Annotated in this window: 15 protein-coding genes; 6 read left to right on the forward strand and 9 right to left on the reverse strand. The window is 62.6% G+C overall.

The features are described 5' to 3' along the window. Positions 1–125 precede the first annotated feature (125 nt). Positions 126–1,052, reverse strand: coding sequence for a histone deacetylase family protein (locus tag KBA32_RS08275; RefSeq protein ID WP_294357383.1), 927 nt, complete (start codon positions 1,050–1,052; stop codon positions 126–128). Positions 1,053–1,178: 126 nt separating this feature from the next. Between KBA32_RS08275 and KBA32_RS08280 the strand changes: the two genes are divergently transcribed. From KBA32_RS08280 to yqhD, 5 genes are all read left to right on the forward strand, one after another. After that, positions 1,179–2,108 (forward strand): AAA family ATPase, encoded by a 930-nt coding sequence (locus tag KBA32_RS08280; protein ID WP_294357385.1) that lies wholly within the window; start codon positions 1,179–1,181, stop codon positions 2,106–2,108. After that, positions 2,108–3,058, forward strand: coding sequence for a DUF58 domain-containing protein (locus tag KBA32_RS08285; protein ID WP_294357387.1), 951 nt, complete (start codon positions 2,108–2,110; stop codon positions 3,056–3,058). The genes KBA32_RS08280 and KBA32_RS08285 overlap by 1 nt, the downstream gene beginning before the upstream one ends. Positions 3,059–3,074: 16 nt before the next feature. Continuing rightward, entirely contained in the window at positions 3,075–5,054 is a 1,980-nt protein-coding gene (locus KBA32_RS08290) for a DUF3488 and transglutaminase-like domain-containing protein (RefSeq protein ID WP_294357392.1), read from the forward strand. Further along, a complete protein-coding gene (gene mltB / locus KBA32_RS08295; RefSeq protein WP_294357393.1) occupies positions 5,051–6,118 on the forward strand; it encodes a lytic murein transglycosylase B in 1,068 nt (355 codons plus the stop codon). Before KBA32_RS08290 ends, mltB begins: the two co-directional genes overlap by 4 nt. Positions 6,119–6,180: 62 nt before the next feature. Then, positions 6,181–7,335 (forward strand): alcohol dehydrogenase, encoded by a 1,155-nt coding sequence (gene yqhD, locus KBA32_RS08300; protein ID WP_294357395.1) that lies wholly within the window; start codon positions 6,181–6,183, stop codon positions 7,333–7,335. Positions 7,336–7,387: 52 nt separating this feature from the next. Here yqhD and KBA32_RS08305 read toward each other — a convergent pair whose 3' ends face one another. The 5 genes from KBA32_RS08305 to rlmE all read right to left on the reverse strand — a co-directional run bounded on the left by KBA32_RS08305 (position 7,388) and on the right by rlmE (position 13,775). Continuing rightward, on the reverse strand, positions 7,388–8,506 hold the full coding sequence (locus KBA32_RS08305) for a methyl-accepting chemotaxis protein (RefSeq protein ID WP_294357397.1): 1,119 nt from the start codon (positions 8,504–8,506) through the stop codon (positions 7,388–7,390). Positions 8,507–8,604: 98 nt separating this feature from the next. After that, complete coding sequence (locus KBA32_RS08310; protein ID WP_294357400.1) at positions 8,605–10,128, reverse strand: CYTH and CHAD domain-containing protein; 1,524 nt, start codon at positions 10,126–10,128, stop codon at positions 8,605–8,607. Between the two features lie 135 nt (positions 10,129–10,263). After that, a complete protein-coding gene (folP, locus tag KBA32_RS08315; RefSeq protein ID WP_294357435.1) occupies positions 10,264–11,088 on the reverse strand; it encodes a dihydropteroate synthase in 825 nt (274 codons plus the stop codon). 64 nt (positions 11,089–11,152) lie between these two features. Next, the gene (ftsH, locus tag KBA32_RS08320) at positions 11,153–13,033 is read right to left on the reverse strand and encodes an ATP-dependent zinc metalloprotease FtsH (protein ID WP_294357402.1); all 1,881 of its coding nucleotides are present in this window, start codon (positions 13,031–13,033) and stop codon (positions 11,153–11,155) included. A 121-nt stretch (positions 13,034–13,154) separates the two neighbouring features. Continuing rightward, positions 13,155–13,775: a 23S rRNA (uridine(2552)-2'-O)-methyltransferase RlmE gene (rlmE, locus tag KBA32_RS08325; protein WP_294357405.1), complete on the reverse strand. Its 621-nt coding sequence runs from the start codon at positions 13,773–13,775 to the stop codon at positions 13,155–13,157. 44 nt (positions 13,776–13,819) lie between these two features. Between rlmE and yhbY the strand changes: the two genes are divergently transcribed. Beyond that, positions 13,820–14,179 carry a ribosome assembly RNA-binding protein YhbY gene (gene yhbY, locus KBA32_RS08330; protein ID WP_294357407.1) on the forward strand — a complete coding sequence of 120 codons (360 nt, stop codon included), beginning with the start codon at positions 13,820–13,822 and terminating at the stop codon, positions 14,177–14,179. A 71-nt stretch (positions 14,180–14,250) separates the two neighbouring features. Here yhbY and greA read toward each other — a convergent pair whose 3' ends face one another. The 3 genes from greA to carA all read right to left on the reverse strand — a co-directional run bounded on the left by greA (position 14,251) and on the right by carA (position 19,171). After that, positions 14,251–14,727 carry a transcription elongation factor GreA gene (greA, locus tag KBA32_RS08335; protein ID WP_294357409.1) on the reverse strand — a complete coding sequence of 159 codons (477 nt, stop codon included), beginning with the start codon at positions 14,725–14,727 and terminating at the stop codon, positions 14,251–14,253. Between the two features lie 85 nt (positions 14,728–14,812). Continuing rightward, entirely contained in the window at positions 14,813–18,019 is a 3,207-nt protein-coding gene (carB, locus tag KBA32_RS08340) for a carbamoyl-phosphate synthase large subunit (RefSeq protein WP_294357411.1), read from the reverse strand. Between the two features lie 3 nt (positions 18,020–18,022). After that, positions 18,023–19,171 carry a glutamine-hydrolyzing carbamoyl-phosphate synthase small subunit gene (carA, locus tag KBA32_RS08345; RefSeq protein ID WP_294357413.1) on the reverse strand — a complete coding sequence of 383 codons (1,149 nt, stop codon included), beginning with the start codon at positions 19,169–19,171 and terminating at the stop codon, positions 18,023–18,025. Between the last annotated feature and the right edge of the window lie 115 nt (positions 19,172–19,286).

Below are 19,286 nucleotides of genomic sequence, written 5' to 3' on the forward strand. Positions count from 1 at the left end.
CGGACAGAACCGCCTCATGCTCTCCGTTCCTCGACGAAAACGCGCCTGGTTCGTCGCGCTATGGACAAATGCTTCGACGCCGACTGTCCTTTATGGCAGCCCTACCGGCTAATGGACAATCTGGGTTAAAGCCCGGCCAGCACCTTGATATGCGCGGCGACGCTGCGTGCCAGCGAAGAGAGGACGTAGCCGCCTTCGAGCATCGAGACGATGCGCCCGTGTGCCGTTTCATCAGCAATTTCCTTGAGCTGCTCGGTCACCCAGGCGTAATCCTTTTCCAGAAGCTTCATCCCGCCGAGGTCGTCCTCGTAGTGCGCATCGAAACCGGCGGAGATGAAGAGCATCTCCGGCTTGAATTTGCGCAATTGCGGCAGCCAGACATCGCTGACCATCTGGCGGAAGTCCTCACCGCTCGTCCCGCCGGGCATCGGCACGTTCAGGATATTCGGCGCGGTATTTTCCGTTCCGCTGTACGGGTAGAACGGATGCTGGAACATGCCGACCATCAGCGCCTGCGGATTGTTCCTGAGACAATCCTCGGTCCCGTTGCCGTGGTGCACGTCGAAATCGATCACTGCCACACGCGACAGGCCGTGGCCTTTCAACGCATGCTGCGCGGCGACGACGACGTTGTTGAAGAAGCAGAAGCCCATCGCCGTTTCGCGTTCGGCGTGGTGGCCGGGCGGGCGGATGGCGCAGAAGGCGTTCTGAACTTCGCCGCCCATGATCAGGTCAACCGCCATGACACCGGCACCGGCAGAGCGCAGCGCCGCCTGCCAGGTATGCGGATTCATCGCCGTATCGGGGTCGAGGTGCGTAATCCCGATGGTTGGAACGTTGCGCTTCAGGCGTTCGAGATGCGCGGCGGAATGGACCCGGAGGAGCTGCGCGAAGGTGACCAGCGGCGCCTCGTAATAGGCGAAGTAGTGATCCAGCCCCTGGGCGATCATGTGATCGCTGATCGCGCTCAAGCGCGCCGGGCTCTCCGGGTGATACGACCCCATGTCATGGAGGTGACAATCGCGATGCGTAATGAATGCGGTACTGGCCACTTGCACCTCCCTGAGGAAACAGTCCGAGACGGGATATAGTGTTTGAGTGTTTCAGTGAATGCCATTTGCGCAGCCGTTGCTGTTGCGCTGCCGCCCCATTATCTGCCCAACGAACCGCCCACCACAATGCAACCGACCGGAAAATCCGCCACCGTCTCCGAACTCATTGCCGCCGCCAACCGCATCATCCTCGGCAAGGATGCGCAGATCCGGCTCTCGCTGGCCTGCCTTCTGGCGCGCGGCCACCTGCTGATCGAAGACCTGCCTGGCGTCGGCAAGACGACGCTGGCGCACACGCTGGCGCGCCTGCTTGGTCTGCAGTTCTCGCGCATCCAGTTCACCAGCGACATGCTGCCAGCCGACGTCATCGGCTTGTCGATCTTCGACCGCGAGCGCAACGACTTCCGCTTCATCCCCGGTGCGCTGTTCTCGCAGATTCTCCTCGCCGACGAAATCAACCGCGCCACGCCCAAAACGCAAAGCGCGCTGCTCGAGGCGATGGAAGAGCGCCAGGTCACGATCGAAGGCGAAACGCGGCCGCTGCCCGAACCGTTCTTCGTCATCGCCACGCAGAATCCGTCGAGCCAGATCGGCACGTTTCCGCTGCCCGAATCGCAGCTCGACCGCTTCCTGATGCGTATCGAACTCGGCTACCCGGATCGCGCGGCCGAGCGCGCCCTGCTCGAAGGCGGCGGCCGCCGCGAGCATCTGCCGGAGCTCGCCGCGTGTTTCACGCCCGATCAGCTGATGCCCTTGCAGAAGGAAGCCGCGGCCGTGCACGTCGCGCCGCCGATTTTCGACTACGTGCAGACGCTGGTTGAAGCCACGCGTAACAGCGCGAAGTTCATCCACGGCCTCAGTCCGCGCGCGGCACTGGCCCTGCTCGCCGCTGCACGCGCCTGGGCCTTCATCGAAGGGCGAAGCATGGTGCTGCCGGAAGACGTGCAGGCCGTCCTGCCGAGCATTGCCTGCCACCGCTTGCGTCTCGCCACCAGCGCCGGCCATGCGCGCACGGAGGACATCGCCGGGTTGATCCACGCCACACCGATCCGCTGATGTCGATCGTTCAGTCGCTGCGGCAATGGCTGTTCCGTTTCGGTCGCGACGAACAGCTGCCCATCGTCCTCACGCAGCGGCGCATCTTCATCGTCCCCACGCGCGTAGGGCTGCTCTTCGTCGTCGTGCTCATCGTCATGCTGCTCGGTGCGATCAACTACGACCTCAGCCTCGGCCACGCGCTCGTCTTCCTGCTCGCCGGCCTCGGCATCGTCGCCATGGTGCATACCTTCCGCAATCTGGTTGCGTTGCGGCTGATGCCCGGTCGCGTCGACCCCGTTTTTGCCGGCGATCTTGCGCGCTTCCCGCTCAGCGTCGAAAACACGCGCGCTTACCCGCGACGTTCGCTCGCTCTCTCGTTCATAGACGAACCGGGCACGACGATCGACGTGCCCGGCAACGATCGCACGACCGCACTCCTGACCAGCCGGACTGCTAATCGTGGCCGCTACGATCCGGGCCGAATCACGCTCACGACGCGCTATCCGCTCGGCCTCTTCCGCGCCTGGAGCTACCCGCACCCGCCGTTCTCCTGCGTGGTCTACCCAAAGCCGATCGAGACGCCGCTGCCGATCTCGGCCGTCACGGCGCATACCGGCCAGCATCACGGCGAACGCGGACAGGAAGACTTTTCCGGCCTGCGCGTCTATCAGCCCAACGACTCGCCGCGCCACATCGCCTGGAAGGCCGTCGCGCGCGACATCGAACACCGCCCGCTGCTGATCAAGCAGTTTACAGGCGGCGCGAGCGAAGAACTCTGGTTCGACCTGGACCTTGCGCCAGCCGACGCTTCACTGGAATCGCGGCTATCGATTCTCGCCGGCTGGGTACTCGCCGCCGAAGCGGCCCACGTGCGCTACGGCCTCGACCTGCCGGGGCAGACCATCGTGCCGGATCAGGGCGATACGCACCGCAACAAGTGCCTGGAGGCGCTGGCACTGTATGGCTAGGAAGGCGAGACCGTCGATGCCGATCGACCCGGGGGCGATTCCCTGGCTGCTCGCCGTCGCGCTGGCCACGGCCGCGCCGCACGTGGGTAACGTCCCGCTCTGGCTCGTCGCACTCGTCGGCAGCGCCATCGTCTGGCGCGGCGTGTTGTGGCGGAAGAAAGCAGGCTTGCCGGCACGCTGGCAGCTGGCGCTCTTCGTTATTGCCGGTGCCGCCGGCATCGGCTGGGAGTACCGCACGCTGTTCGGCCGCGATGCCGGCGTCGCGCTGCTCGTCTTCTTCATGGCCCTCAAGCCGATGGAGATGCGCTCACAGCGCGATGCCATCGTCGTCGTCATGCTCGGTTTTTTCCTGCTGCTAACGCACTACTTCTATTCGCAGACCATTCCGACCGGGCTTTGGCTGCTGGCCAGCGCGACGCTGCTCACCGCCACGCTCATCCGGGTGTATGGCGGCCGGCAACCGCCGCTCCTCATCGTCCGATACGCCGGCCTGATGCTGGCGCAGGCGCTGCCCTTCATGCTCATCGCCTTCATGCTCTTTCCACGTGTTTCCGGCCCGCTCTGGGGCTTGCCGCAGGATGCGCATTCCGGTCTGAGCGGGCTTTCGGAGCGCATGGCGCCGGGTTCGCTGAACGACCTCATCCTCTCCGGCGCCATCGCCTTTCGCGTCAAGTTCGACGGCAAGGCGCCCGATCAAGCGCAGCTCTATTGGCGTGGCCCGGTGTTCAACGATTACGACGGGCAGAACTGGAACACTGCGCGTACCGGGCAGAACTATCAGCAAGCAACCCAACCGACGCAAAAGCCACCGACGATCGAAACGCGCGGCACACCGTACCGCTACGTGACGACGCTCGAACCGCACAATCAGCGCTGGCTGCTGGCGCTCGACCTGCCGGTGACGCTGCCGAGAGACGCCATCCTCGCGCCGACGCTGGAGACGCTTGCGCGCGAGCGGATTCGCTCGCGCACGCGCTTTTCATTCGCTTCGTCCGTCGATTTTTCGGTCAACCGGAACGAAGACGCAGGCTTGCTCAAACTGGCGCGAGCGCTACCGCCGGGACTCAATCCACGCGCCCGCGCGCTGGCCGCGGAATGGAAGGCGACATTCAAGTCGCCACAGATGATCTCCAACGCGGCTCTGCTGCATTTCCGGCAGGAGCCGTTCCACTATACCTTGCGGCCGCCGCTGCTCGGGCAACAGGCGGTTGATGAGTTCCTGTTCGACACGCGCAGCGGCTTCTGCGAGCACTACGCCTCGGCCTACGTCTTCCTGATGCGCGCGGCCGGCATTCCGGCGCGCGTCGTTGCCGGCTACCAGGGCGGCGCGATCAACCCGGTCGACGGCTACCTCACCGTGCGCCAGTCCGACGCCCACGCCTGGGCCGAAATCTGGTTCGAGGGGCAAGGCTGGATTCGCGTCGACCCGACCGCGGCCGTGGCGCCGTCGCGCATCGAAAGCGGCATCGAGGCGGCGTTGCCGGCGAGCGACCCGCTGCCGGCGATCATCCGCATCGAAACCGACTGGCTGCGCGACCTGCGCAACCGCTGGGAGGCGGCCAACAACGCCTGGAACCAGTGGGTGCTCGGTTACAATCCCGAGCGGCAGCGCGAGGTGCTGTCGCGACTGGGCTTGAGCGATCCGGACTGGCGCACGATGACCGCAGCGCTCGCTGTCTTCTGCGGCATTGCGCTACTTGCCGTCACCGCGTGGACATTGGTCCAGCGCAGCAGCGCGACGCCGGCACAACGCGCCTGGGATGCCTTCTGCAAGCGGCTGGCGCGCCTGGGAGTGCAGCGCGAGACTTGGGAAGGACCGCTGGCCTTTGCCGCACGCGTGGCCGAAGTTCAACCCGCCCTCGGCGCGCTGGCGCACGAAGCTGCCGGACTGTTCGCCGACCTGCACTACGGCACCGGCACGGCGGAGCAGCTGAACAAACTGAAAGAATGCACACGGCGGCTTAAAGAGACGCCAACTCGGAGATCATTGATTTGAAGAAGCAAGTCACACCATTTGGCCAATACAGGCAATCACTAACGAAGTTCGCCCTCGTCGCCGGCCTGCTTACCTGCCTACTTACCTGCCTTTCACCGCTCAACGCCCAGGCTGCAAAACAGGCGGCGAAAACCCCGCCGTTCGGCGCGCATCCGGACGTTCCCGCCTTCATCGAGGCGATGCACGAAGAATACGGCTTCGACGTCACGCATCTCACGAAGCAGTTCGACAGCATTCGCTCAAACAGCACCGTGTTGAAGCTGATCAAGCCAGCCGCCGTGCCAGAGCAGCAGCGCTCCTGGCAGCGCTACCGGGCGCGTTTCCTCACCGAGCGGCGGATCACCAACGGTCTCGTCTTCTGGCAGGAGAACGGCGCCGACCTGGCGCGCGCCGAAGCGATCTACGACGTGCCGCAGGAAATCATCGTCGCCATCATCGGCGTCGAGACCGAGTACGGGCAGAACATGGGCAGCTTCGGCGTGCTCGAAGCCTTGGCCACGCTCGCCTTCGACTACCCGCCACGCGCGCCCTTCTTTCGCAAGGAGCTCGAACAGTTCCTGCTGATGGCGCGCGAGAACGGCGTCAGCCCGCTCAGCATCAAGGGCTCCTACGCCGGCGCCATGGGCATCCCGCAGTTCATGCCGAGCAGCCAGCGTAACTTTGCTGTCGATTTCGACCGCGACGACCGCATCGACCTGCGCGACAGCACCGCCGACGCCATCGGCAGCGTCGCCCGCTTCCTCAACATGCACGGCTGGCAGCCCAAAGCGCCGGTCGCCGTCCCGGCCACGGTCACCGGCGACCCGAGCGCGCTGATCGCCGCCGGCATCAAGCCGGAGCAACCGCTCTACGCGCTCGCCCGGCAAGGCGTCGTCGCCGAGGGCGACGCCGACCGGCCGGCCGCCCTGATCGATCTGGTCACACCGAACCAGCCGACCGAATACTGGGCCGGCTTCGACAACTTTTTCGTCATCACGCGCTACAACCGTTCGAGCTTCTACGCCATGTCGGTCTTTCAGCTGGCCGAGGCGCTGCGCGGAGCGCGCGAGAGCGAGCAGAATTAACGACGTCCGAACTTCCCCCTGTTTCATCAACGCCGCACTGCGGCTCTTTGGAGACACCGACGATGAACAACTTCACCTTCCACAACCCGACCCGCATCCTCTTCGGCCAGGGCCGCATTGCCGACCTCGCGCGCGAAATTCCTGCCAGCGCGCGCGTGCTGATCACCTACGGCGGCGGCAGCGTCGTCAAGACCGGTACGCTCGCCGAGGTCAAGGCCGCGTTGCCCGGCTACACGCTCTTCGAGTTCGGCGGCATCGAGCCGAATCCGACGTATGAGACGCTGATGCAGGCCGTCGAACTGGCGCGCCGCGAAAACGTCGACTTTCTGCTCGCCGTCGGCGGCGGTTCGGTGATCGACGGCACCAAATTCATCGCCGCGGCGATTCCGTTCGCCGGCGAACCGTGGAACATCCTCGCCAAGCGTGCGCCGGTGAAGAGCGCGGTCGCCTTTGGCAGCGTCCTCACCCTGCCGGCCACCGGCTCCGAGATGAACAACGGCGCGGTCATCACGCGCCGCGCGAGCAACGACAAGCTGGCCTTTTCCAACTCGCGGCTCTATCCGCGCTTCTCGGTGCTCGATCCGACCAAGACCTACACCCTGCCCGCCCGCCAGGTCGCCAACGGCGTCGTCGACGCCTTCGTGCACATCACCGAGCAATACCTCACCTACCCGGTCGACGCCAAGGTGCAGGACCGCTTCGCCGAAGGTCTGCTGCTGACCTTGATTGAGGAAGGGCCGAAGGCGCTGCAGGCGCCGGAGAACTACGCGGTGCGCGCCAACATCATGTGGACGGCGACGCTGGCGCTCAACGGACTGATCGGCGCCGGTGTGCCGAACGACTGGGCGACGCACATGCTCGGCCACGAACTGACCGCCTTGCACGGGCTCGACCACGCGCAAACGCTCGCGGTCGTCCTCCCGGCCATGCTGCAGGTCCGCCGTGCGGAAAAGCGCGAAAAGCTGCTGCAGTACGCCGAGCGTGTCTGGAATCTCAAGGATGGCGATGCCGATGCGCGGATCGACCAGGCGATCGAGAAGACCCGTCAGTTCTTCGAAGCGATGCAGGTGCCGACCCGCCTGTCCGGTTACGGCATCGGCAAGGACGCCATTCCGGCACTCCTCGCCCAGCTCGAACGGCACGGCATGGTGAAGCTCGGCGAACGCCAGGACGTCGACCTCGAACGTTCGACGCAAGTCTTTGAATTGGCTGCTTAAGCAACATGAATCGCCCCGATGATCGACGCAGCGCGATCATCGGGAAGTCGCATCACTCGTGGCAGAGCAAGGCCGGTTCTTTCATCGCGACCTCGGACATGCGATCGAGGTTTTCGACGACCAGGATGCTCGCCGCTTCCATCGCTTCCACGTGGCGCAACATGGCGCCCATCTCTCCAGCGGCCTTGGCCTCTACCGCCGCCACGCCAAATTTGTGCACGTCGATATGCGGCGCTTCGAGCGCCTTGTAGCCCGCCAAGCGACTGAAGCACGCCCGCCCTTCGCCCTCGTAGTACCACTTGCCCAGCCGGCAGTCGGTATGCGCGGCCACCTGCCCCGGCTTGAGTTCGGCGATGCCGAAGAGCCCCATGTAGATGCGGAACTTGAAGACCAGGTGATCGACCTTGGCCACTTCGACGAAGCTCTTGAGCGCGCTACCGGCGATCACCAGCTCCATCTTCCTCGACAACCGGACGAGCAGCGCCATGCTCTCGGTCGCCTTGTTGCCGCGCTGGCTGTAGTCGTCGGCCGACGCCGACAGCACTTCCATCGCGCTCTTGGCGGTCGCCGAGTTCTGGCGCACGCTGGAGACGAGCGTCTCGATTTCCGTGGTCGCCTTGGCCGTGCGCTCGGCGAGTTTTCGCACTTCGTCCGCGACCACGGCAAACCCACGCCCGGATTCACCCGCGCGCGCCGCCTCGATCGCCGCATTCAAGGCAAGCAGGTTCGTCTGATCGGCAATTTCGTGGATTAACTGCACGATCGCGCTGATCTGGCCTGCCTGTTTGGCAAGCGTATCGACCGAACTCGCCGCCGCGCACGAATCCTGCGCCAGGCGGTGGAGATTCGACGCGATTTCGGTCGTCGTCTGACCGCTGGTCACCGAAACCTCAGCCGCTTCGATGGCCTCGTTGCGCTCTTCGCGCAACAGGTTCGCCATCTGTCCGAGGCTTTGCTGCGAGCCGGCGAGCGTCTGGCTGAATACCGCCAGATGCGTGATCACCGAACGGAGAGACGATAGTTCCCGTTGCTGTTGTTCCAGACCGTCCTCGTGGCTGGACAGTTGAGCACGCAGCCGTTCATTCTCGGCCGTCAGCGCGTCGATCTTCGACGTCGCCTGAGCGAGAGCGGACTCGAGCGCTTCGGCCTTTTTGTGGGCATTCCAGAACATTCCCTCTCCTTTATCGCGTTCGGATCACTGAGGGCGCGGATACTACCGCAAGCAGGCTACGGAAACATCAGTACCCGTACCCGACGTCGCCAGCTCATTCAATCCCACGGGCAACGGCAAGCGAGGAAGCGCCTTAACTCGGCGCTCAAGGCGCTCAACAGCAACTGCGTTCGACCGGCAATCCAGCCCTTGGTCAGCGGCTGCGGCTCGCCCTTGGGGTGCAGTTCCTTGATCAGGCGCGCGGCCGTCACCTGGTCGTTGAGTGTTCCGAGCAGATCCTGGATCGCGACCAGTGAGGCCTGATAAGCCGCGAGTCGCTTGCCGGGAAAGAGCGGCGCAAAGAAATCGAGCGCATAGCGCAGTTTCTTGAAGGCAATGCGCAACTCGTGCCGCCGCTCGGCGTTCATCTTGCCGTGATCGCGGGCAAGTTCGCTCACCGCACGCGCGCGATTGCGCAGACGCCGACGGGCGAATCCGCGCAGACGCCGAACCGACTTGCCGACTGCCGGCGCGATCGTCGGTCCTTCATTCCGCAGAAGCGCTGCGGAAAAAGCCAGCATGAGCCGGTTGTATTCGGCTTGCGACAATGCACTCCCGGCCGAAAGCTGCGCCTTGACCTTGGCCGCCTCGCCCTTTTTGCGCAGGATCGCCAGGTCGGCGTCGCCGGGAAAGGCTTCTTCCAGCGGCGCCAGTGTTTCGTCGAGAAACACGTCCCAGTCGCGGGCGTCCCCGAGATCGCCCGCCAGGGCCTTCCAGCGCGGCACATAAATCGTAATGAACTCGGGCGACAGCGCCGGGGCGAAAAGCCGGAACGCGGAACGCAAGCGGCGAATGGCGACACGCGCCTGATGCACGAACTCGGGATCGTTCCCGGCAATGGCACCGGCTTCGTTGCGCTGCAAGTGCAGCACGCAGGCGAGCGCTATCGCGCGGAAGGCCTCAAGCGGCGACATTGCCTTGTCCAGCGGCGAGGGCGACGCCTTCACCGGCCTCAGGAATGCCGGATCGGCGAGCGCGTAGCCGCGTTCCGCCTTGCTGACGATCTCCGGATGCAGATTGATGTCCTTGCCCAGACCGATTGCGAGGTCAAACAGCGGATCGGACGACTCGCCCTCGACAAGCTCAAGTTCGAGTTCGCAAATCGGCGCCGTAACGCTCCCGGCGTCGCCGTCCGGATCGATGGCGTTCAGTTTCCCGCGATCGAGCGCAACCTCGATCACCGCGCCGCCATGCGGAACAATCCAGGCGGTGCGCGTGAAATCCGTCGAGAACACGGCCTGCAGCCGGGCATGACAGGATTCAAGCAGTTCCCGCAGCGCCTCGTCACCGACGATGCTGAAATCGAACACGCCGGGCTGCGTCGGCGCTTCCCATTCGCTGCGTTGGGCCAGCCCGCCGGCACCCGAAGCGCCGCCCTTGACCGTCATCAGCCAGGTCGACCAGCCCTTGCGCCGCAAGCGCAACGCAATCCCGCGATTGCGCAGATCGAACTCCGGCGTGTCGTAATAAGTGTTGAACAACCGGTACCGCTGCGGCTTGTATCCGGCCAGGAGTGGATGCGCCGTCACCCGCCGTGCATGACTCGCCGGCAGCCCCAGTTTGAGTTCGATTTCCTTCGCCATCGGCTTTCTCTTCGCACCTCGTCGTCACCGACCAGCCCGCTGCCAGTCGCACCGCTTTTGAGCCTAGCAGAGAAGACAGCTGATTGTCATGCGCTGGCGTCTGCCACGGACATTGATCCGCCGACCCGCGCCGACTCAGAGGCCAGCCGCCAGCAAGATCGCCAGCGCATCACGCGTTTCGGCCACGTCATGAACCCGCAGGATGCTTGCGCCGTGCTGGGCCGCGATCATCGCCGCAGCGATGCTCGAAGCGAGGCGCTGGTCAACCGGACGACCGGTGATCATGCCGAGCATCGACTTTCTCGACATCCCGGCCAGCACCGGCAGCCCTGCGAGGCGAAACTCCGCAAGCCGACGCAGCATGGTCAGGTTGTGCTCGAGCGTCTTGCCAAAACCGAAACCTGGATCGAGCACAATTCGCTCCCGCGCAACACCCGCGTCGACGAGTATCGCAACCCGTTCGCCGAGGAAGCGATTCACCTCGCCGACCACGTCGTCGTAGTGCGGTGCCGCTTGCATGGTCAACGGCTCGCCCTGCATGTGCATCAGACACAGGGCACAATTGCTTGCAGCGACCGCTTCGATCGCTCCCGGCCAACGAAAACCGTAGATGTCATTGATCATCGAGGCTCCGTGATCGACGGCTGCGCGCATCACCTCCGGCTTGTAGGTGTCGACGGAAATCGGCACGGGACATCCGGCCAGCGCCTCCAGCACCGGCAGCAGCCTATCCAGTTCCTCATCCAGCGAGGCCGGAGTCGCCCCGGGACGCGACGATTCGGCGCCGAGGTCAAGGAGATCGGCTCCGGCTTCGATCTGACGGTGCGCATGCGCCACGGCGCGCGCGGTATCGGTCCCGACGCCGTCCCCCGAAAAGGAGTCCGGCGTCAGATTGACGATGCCCATGACCAGAGGGCGCTCAAGCGTCAGGTTGTAGCGGCCACAGCTCAGCATACGCAGAATCCTCGACGTAAAAAAACCGGAGGAGCCATCGACTCCTCCGGTCAGGTAACTCTGAAAACTCTCAGGCCGCGGCCGTAGCGCTTGGCGCAGCGTCCGGCGGAGTCTCGGACGAATCCGGCCCCTTGAACTGCGGCTGCTTTGGCGGACGCGGCGGTTTTCCGGCCATGATGTCGTCGATCTGATCAGCGTCGATCGTCTCCAACTCCATCAGCGCCTTGGTCATCGCCTCGACCTTGTCGCGATTCTCTTCGAGAAGCTTGCGCGCCAAGCCGTACTGGTCGTCGATGATGCGGCGAATCTCCAGATCAACCTTCTGCATCGTCGCCTCGGACATGTTCTTGTGCGTCGTTACCGAACGGCCGAGGAACACCTCACCTTCATTTTCCCCATAGACCATCGGCCCCAGGACGTCCGACATGCCGTAGCGCGTCACCATGTCGCGCGCCATCTGCGTCGCACGCTCAAAGTCATTCGAAGCGCCCGTCGTCATCTGGTTCATGAACAGTTCTTCGGCGATACGGCCACCGAACAGCACGGCGATGCGGCTGAGCAAGTACGTCCGGTCGTAGGCGTAGCGATCTTCCTCCGGCAATTGCATGGTCAGGCCGAGCGCACGACCGCGCGGGATGATCGTCACCTTGTGCACCGGATCGGACTTCGGCACCAGCTTCGCCACCACGGCGTGGCCCGACTCGTGATAAGCCGTATTCAGCTTCTCTTCCTCGTTCATCACCATGCTGCGGCGCTCGGCGCCCATCATGATCTTGTCCTTGGCCTTCTCGAAGTCTTCCATGTCGACCAGACGCTTGTTGCCGCGCGCGGCGAACAAGGCGGCCTCATTGACCAGGTTGGCCAGGTCGGCGCCCGAGAAACCCGGTGTACCACGTGCAATGATATCGGCCTTGACGTCGGGCGACAGCGGAACCTTGCGCATATGAACGATCAAGATCTGCTCGCGACCGCGAATGTCCGGCAGCGGAACAACGACCTGGCGATCGAAACGGCCCGGGCGCATCAGCGCCGGGTCAAGAACGTCGGGACGGTTGGTCGCCGCGATCACGATAATCCCGGTGCTCCCTTCGAAACCGTCCATCTCGACGAGCATCTGGTTCAGCGTCTGCTCTCGCTCGTCATTGCCGCCACCCAATCCGGCGCCGCGCTGACGTCCGACGGCATCGAGTTCGTCGATGAAAATGATGCACGGCGCATGCTTCTTGGCGTTCTCGAACATATCGCGAACACGCGCTGCGCCAACCCCGACAAACATCTCGACGAAGTCAGAACCCGAGATCGAGAAGAACGGCACCTTGGCTTCGCCAGCGATCGCTTTTGCCAGCAAAGTCTTGCCGGTTCCGGGGTTGCCGACCAGAAGCACACCTTTCGGAATGCGCCCGCCCAGTTTCTGGAACTTGGAGGGGTCGCGCAGAAAATCTACGAGTTCGGAAACTTCTTCCTTCGCCTCGTCGCACCCTGCAACGTCCCCGAAGGTAATACTGTTGGTTGATTCGTCGAGCAAGCGCGCCTTGCTTTTGCCGAACGAGAAGGCGCCGCCCTTGCCTCCGCCCTGCATCTGCCGCATGAAAAACACCCAGACTCCTATCAGCAGCAGCATCGGGAACCAGCTGACAAAGATGCTCATCAGGAAGGACTGCTCTTCTTCCGGCTTCGCTTCAACCTTGACGCCATGCTTCAGGAGATCCGACACCATCCATAGGTCAGCCGGCGCATAAGATGTCAGCTTGCGGCCGTCGGTCGTCGTCGCTTTCAGTATGCGCCCCTCGATCACCACCTTCGAGATCGAGCCCTTGCCAACCTCTTCCATGAACTGCGAATACTCCATCGAGGCCTGCGGCGTCTGGCGTGAATTAAACTGGTTGAAGACCGTCATCAGCACCAGACCGATAACAAGCCATACGGCCAGATTCTTGAACATGTTATTCAAAATGCAGCACCTCAGTATCGACGCACCCCAAGGAACACCTTGGAAGTTACGGTATTTGGCAAAGACACCATTCTAAACCTTCTCATGCCGCGTAGGCGTCTCCACACGGCGACAAAGAACCTCAACCTTTCAGTCCCCGGCCCAACAAGTACACTTCCGGACTACGGTCGCGCGAAGCATCCGGCTTGCGGGTCGTCACCACGGCGAAGATCTTGCGCATCTCCTTGACGAAGTCCTCGTATCCATAGCCGTGAAACACTTTGACCAGGAAAGCACCTTCCGGTTTCAGCCAGTTGCGCGAGAAGTCGAGCCCCAACTCGGCCAGATGCATGACGCGCGCCTGATCGGACACCACTACCCCTGACATATTGGGGGCCATGTCGGAAAGTACAAGCCCCACTTTCGCGCCGTCCAAGGCTGCCTCGAGCGCTTGCAGCACGCTCTCGTCGCGGAAGTCGCCCTGAAGGAACTCGACACCGTGCAAGGGGTCGAGTTCCAGCAGATCAAGCGCGATGACCCGCCCATGGCCTTTCTGACGCTTGGCCGCAACTTGCGACCAGCCGCCGGGCGTTGCCCCCAGATCAACCACAACTTCGCCTGGCCGAATCAAACGGTCGCGATCGTCGATTTCCATGAGCTTGAACGAGGCACGCGAGCGATAGCCTTCGGCCTTAGCCCGCTGCACGTAGGTATCGTTCACGTGTTCGCGCAACCACGCATTGCTCGTTCGGGTACGTTTCATCGTCTAAAACTCGGTAAAATGCGTTCTTTGAAAAGGTTGCCCAAATGCTTGATATTACATCCGAACAACGTCGCGCCCTGCGCGCAAGCGCACACGCACTGAACCCCGTCGTTTCGATCAGCCAGAACGGTTTGTCGGAATCGGTGCTGAAAGAAATTGAAAGAAGCCTGGAAAGCCACGAACTGATCAAGATTCGCGTCTATAACGACGAACGTGAAATTCGTGATCAGTATCTGTCGTCCATTTGCGAACAACTGGGCGCGGCGCCGGTTCAGCACATTGGCAAACTTCTCGTAATCTGGCGCCCTGCACCCGAGGATAAATCGAAGCCGGCACCGTCACGTCGCGCAAGAGTGGAATCAGCGCGTAGCAAACGCAGCTTTCAGGGCAGCACCCGCAAGTAACGCCGCAAGTCATCCTCCATCGTCTTGCGGGGTGCCATCGCCGCCCGCAAGACCGCATACGCAGCGACTGACTATTCGTAACGAACGTCCAGCACTTCATACTCGCGCAGGCCGCCCGGCGCCTGGACTTGTGCGATATCGCCGGAGAACTTGCCGATCAGCGCACGGGCGATCGGAGAGTTGACGGAAATCTTGCTCTCCTTGATGTCCGCCTCGTCTTCGCCGACGATCTGGTAGCAGACCTGCGCGCCCGTATCCTGATCCTCGAGCTCCACCGTCGAACCGAACACGCACCGCCCGTCTGCATCGAGCAGCTTGGGGTCGATGATCTGCGCATTCGACAGTTTGCCCTCGATTTCCTTGATGCGTCCTTCGACGAAGGCCTGGCGCTCCTTCGCCGCATCGTACTCGGCATTTTCCGAGAGATCGCCGTGCGATCGGGCCTCGGCGATCGCAGCAATCACGTTCGGACGATCCACCGTTTTCAATTGATGCAATTCTGCACGCAAGCGCTCGGCGCCGTTGATCGTCAGGGGTACTTTATTCATTTTCGTTACTCGCTATATTCGTTGGCTACCAAAGCAAAACCGCCGGCCCGCGAAAACGCGGGGTTACCGGCGGCTTGGGGAAAGATTAGTTGATTTCCGCGTGCAGTGTCTGAATCGGATAAACCACGAGTTCGCCGCGATTCTTCATGCCGACCGCAGCGGCTTCAGCGCCCCAGACGGTCGTATACATCGTCACGCGCGCCGCCAACGCCGACGTCCGGATCGAACGCGAATCGTTGATCGCCTTGCGCTTCTCGTCGACGGTATTGACGATCAGCGAAATCTCGTTGTTCTTGATCATATCAACGATGTGCGGACGGCCTTCCGTGACCTTGTTCACCACGACCACCGGAATGCCCGCCTGCGAGATCGTCGCTGCGGTACCGCGCGTCGCCAGCAGGCTGAATCCGGCCGCGTGCAGGTCACGCGCGATGGCGATGACCTTGTCTTTGTCCGAATCCTTGACGCTGATGAAGACCTTGCCGGCGACCGGAAGTTTCACGCTCGCCGCCATCTGGCTCTTGACGAATGCCTCCTCAAAGGAGCGGCCCACGCCCATCACCTCGCCCGTCGACTTCATCTCCGGACCGAGGATGGTGTCGACACCGGGGAACTTGTTGAACGGGAAAACGGCTTCCTTGACCGAGAAATACGGCGGGATGATTTCCTTCGTCACACCCTGGCTGACCAGCGATTGACCGGCCATGCAGCGCGCCGCCACCTTGGCCAGTTGCAGGCCGGTCGCCTTGGAGACGAAGGGGACGGTACGCGAAGCGCGCGGATTCACTTCGAGGACATAGACCACGCCGTTCTGGATGGCGAACTGCACGTTCATCAGGCCGCAAACGTTGAGTCCCTTGGCCATCAGCTTGGTCTGACGACGCAGTTCGTCCTGGATTTCCTTCGACAGCGAGTACGGCGGCAGCGAGCACGCCGAGTCGCCCGAGTGCACCCCGGCCTGTTCGATGTGCTCCATGACGCCGCCGATGATCACTTCGTTGCCGTCCGACAGCGCATCGATATCGACTTCGATCGCGTCGTTCAGGAAGCGGTCGAGCAATACCGGCGAATCGTTCGAGACCTTGACCGCCTCGCGCATGTAACGTTCGAGGTCGCGCGGCTCATGCACGATTTCCATCGCGCGGCCACCGAGCACATAGGACGGGCGGACGACCAGCGGGTAGCCGATTTCGTCAGCGAGTTTCAACGCCTCCGCTTCGGCACGCGCCGTGCGGTTGGGCGGCTGCTTGAGACCGAGGTCGTGCAGCAATTGCTGGAAGCGCTCGCGGTCTTCGGCCGCGTCGATCATGTCCGGCGAAGTGCCGATGATCGGCACACCGTTGGCTTCCAGGTCACGCGCCAGCTTGAGCGGGGTCTGACCGCCGAACTGGACGATGACACCGACGGGGTTTTCTATTGCGACGATTTCGAGCACGTCTTCCAGCGTCAGTGGCTCGAAATACAGGCGATCCGACGTATCGTAGTCAGTCGACACGGTCTCCGGATTGCAGTTGACCATGATCGTTTCGTAGCCGTCTTCGCGCATCGCCAGCGCGGCGTGCACGCAGCAGTAGTCGAACTCGATGCCCTGGCCGATGCGGTTCGGGCCGCCGCCAAGGACCATGATCTTTTTCTTGTCGCTCGGCTTCGATTCGCACTCTTCCTCATAGGTCGAATACATGTACGCCGTGCTCGTCGCGAACTCGGCCGCGCAGGTATCAACGCGCTTGAAGACCGGCCGGATGCCGAGCAGGTGGCGACGCGCGCGCACCTGCGCTTCGCTCGTCTTCAACAATTTGGCCAGACGACGGTCGGAGAAGCCCTTGCGCTTCAAGGCGCGCAGGATCGGCGTGCCGAGATCGTTGAGCTTCATGTCGTCGAGTTGCATCTCGATCTTGATGATGTCCTCGATCTGCGCCAGGAACCACGGGTCGATGTGCGTCAGTTGATGCACTTCATCGAGCGTGAAGCCATTTTCGAAGGCATCACCGACGTACCAGATACGTTCCGGCCCTGGTTCGCCGAGTTCCTTTTCCAACTCTTCACGGTCGGTCGTGCGCTGATTCATGCCATCGACACCGACTTCGAGGCCGCGCAGCGCTTTCTGGAACGATTCCTGGAAGGTGCGGCCAATCGCCATAACTTCGCCGACGGACTTCATCTGCGTCGTCAGGCGCGAGTCGGCGGTCGGGAACTTTTCAAACGCGAAACGCGGCACCTTGGTGACGACATAGTCGATCGAAGGTTCGAACGACGCCGGGGTCTTGCCGCCAGTGATCTCGTTGGCTAACTCGTCGAGCGTGTAGCCGACCGCCAGCTTGGCCGCGACCTTGGCGATCGGGAAACCGGTCGCCTTCGAAGCGAGGGCGGACGAACGCGAGACGCGCGGGTTCATTTCGATGACGATCATCCGCCCGTCGGTCGGGCAGATCGAGAATTGCACGTTGGAGCCGCCGGTATCGACGCCGATCTCGCGCAACACCGCCACCGAGGCGTCGCGCATGATCTGGTATTCCTTGTCGGTCAGCGTCTGCGCCGGCGCCACGGTGATCGAGTCGCCGGTATGCACGCCCATCGGGTCGAGGTTCTCGATCGAGCAGACGATGATGCAGTTGTCCTTCTTGTCGCGAACCACCTCCATCTCGAACTCTTTCCAGCCGATGAGCGACTCCTCGATCAGCAGTTCGTGCGTCGGCGATGCCTCAAGGCCGCGCTTGCAGATCTCGACGAATTCTTCCTGGTTGTAGGCGATACCGCCGCCCGAGCCGCCCATCGTGAACGACGGACGGATGATCACCGGGAAACCGATCATCGCCTGAACCTGCTGCGCTTCCTCCATCGAGTGCGCCGTCGCCGAACGCGCCGAGCCGAGACCGATCCTGGTCATCGCGGACTTGAACTTCTCGCGGTCCTCGGCCTTGTCGATCGCTTCCTTCGAGGCGCCGATCATTTCGACGCCGAACTTGTCGAGCACGCCGTTCTTCGCCAAATCGAGTGCGCAGTTGAGCGCGGTCTGGCCACCCATCGTCGGCAGCAGCGCGTCGGGCCGCTCCTTCTCGATGATCTTCTCGACGACCTTCCACGTGATCGGCTCGATGTAGGTGACATCGGCCATTTCCGGGTCGGTCATGATCGTCGCCGGATTGGAATTAACCAGAATGACCCGGTAGCCTTCCTCGCGCAGGGCCTTGCAGGCTTGCGCACCGGAATAGTCGAATTCGCAGGCCTGACCGATGACGATCGGGCCGGCGCCGATGATAAGAATGCTCTTGATATCTGTACGCTTGGGCATGAGTTACTTTCCTGCAGCCTGCTTGTCTTGCATCAGCTTGATGAAACGGTCGAACAGGTAGGCCACGTCGTGCGGGCCGGGGCTGGCTTCCGGGTGTCCCTGGAACGAGAATGCCGGTACGTCGGTGCGGGCAACGCCCTGCAAAGACCCGTCGAACAGCGAGGCGTGCGTCGGTCGCAGGTTCGCCGGCAGCGTTGCCGGATCGACCGCAAAGCCGTGGTTCTGGCTGGTGATCAGCACCTGATGCGTGTCGAGATCTTTGACCGGATGATTGGCGCCGTGATGGCCGAACTTCATCTTGAGCGTCTTGGCGCCGGACGCCAGCGCCAGCAACTGGTGACCAAGGCAAATGCCGTAGGTCGGCACGCCCGCCGCCAGCAACTCGCTGATTGCAGTGATCGCGTAATCGCACGGCTCGGGGTCGCCCGGCCCGTTCGACAAGAAAACTCCGTCGGGGTTGTACTGGAGAACTTCGGCCGCCGGCGTCTGTGCCGGCACCACCGTCACCTTGCAGCCGCGCGCCGCGAGCATGCGCAGGATGTTGCGCTTGACGCCGTAGTCGTAGGCGACGACGTGGAACTTGGCTTCCGGCGCGGATTGGTAGCCGGTGAGCGTCCATTCACCGTCCTTCCATTCGTACGGCGAATCGACCGTCACGACCTTGGCCAGATCCATGCCGGCCAAGCCCGGGAAAGCTTGCGCTTCGGCGACGGCCTTCGCCTCGTCCACCTCGACGGCCATGATGCACCCGGCTTGCGCACCTTTTTCACGCAAGATGCGCGTCAATTTGCGCGTGTCGATGCCGGCGATGGCGACAATGCCGTGCTTCTTCAGGTAGTCCGGCAGCGTTTCCTGCAAACGCCAGCTCTCGGCGCGAATCGGCAGGTCGCGGATAACCAGGCCGGCGGCAAAATTGGCACGGGACTCGAAGTCTTCGGCATTGCAGCCGACATTGCCGATGTGGGGATAGGTCAGCGTAACGATCTGACGGCAATAGGAAGGGTCGGTAAGGATTTCCTGATAGCCGGTCATCGCCGTGTTGAACACGACTTCGCCACTGGTGACGCCTTGCGCGCCGATAGCGTAACCACGGAATACGGTGCCATCGGCAAGTGCGAGAATCGCGGGTTGAAGTGAGGGTAGCAACGACACGAAATACTCCTGATCCGTAGCCTAGATATGCAAAGCGGGACGGGCAAGCGCCCATCCCGCTTAACTGCTTGAAAACCTGTGGATTATAGCCGAAACACCCGCTCTCGGCAATTAC

Origin of the sequence: Propionivibrio sp. (assembly GCF_017995515.1) — a bacterium.
Taxonomy (GTDB): domain Bacteria; phylum Pseudomonadota; class Gammaproteobacteria; order Burkholderiales; family Rhodocyclaceae; genus Propionivibrio.

Excerpts from the sequence above, each read along its gene's own strand:
- carB (WP_294357411.1), bottom strand. The coding sequence starts at position 18,019 with ATGCCCAAGCGTACAGATATCAAGAGCATTCTTATCATCGGCGCCGGC.
- KBA32_RS08285 (WP_294357387.1), top strand. The coding sequence starts at position 2,108 with ATGTCGATCGTTCAGTCGCTGCGGCAATGGCTGTTCCGTTTCGGTCGC.
- KBA32_RS08305 (WP_294357397.1), bottom strand. The coding sequence starts at position 8,506 with ATGTTCTGGAATGCCCACAAAAAGGCCGAAGCGCTCGAGTCCGCTCTC.
- KBA32_RS08310 (WP_294357400.1), bottom strand. The coding sequence starts at position 10,128 with ATGGCGAAGGAAATCGAACTCAAACTGGGGCTGCCGGCGAGTCATGCA.
- yqhD (WP_294357395.1), top strand. The coding sequence starts at position 6,181 with ATGAACAACTTCACCTTCCACAACCCGACCCGCATCCTCTTCGGCCAG.
- yhbY (WP_294357407.1), top strand. The coding sequence starts at position 13,820 with ATGCTTGATATTACATCCGAACAACGTCGCGCCCTGCGCGCAAGCGCA.
- greA (WP_294357409.1), bottom strand. The coding sequence starts at position 14,727 with ATGAATAAAGTACCCCTGACGATCAACGGCGCCGAGCGCTTGCGTGCA.
- KBA32_RS08290 (WP_294357392.1), top strand. The coding sequence starts at position 3,075 with ATGCCGATCGACCCGGGGGCGATTCCCTGGCTGCTCGCCGTCGCGCTG.
- rlmE (WP_294357405.1), bottom strand. The coding sequence starts at position 13,775 with ATGAAACGTACCCGAACGAGCAATGCGTGGTTGCGCGAACACGTGAAC.
- KBA32_RS08280 (WP_294357385.1), top strand. The coding sequence starts at position 1,179 with ATGCAACCGACCGGAAAATCCGCCACCGTCTCCGAACTCATTGCCGCC.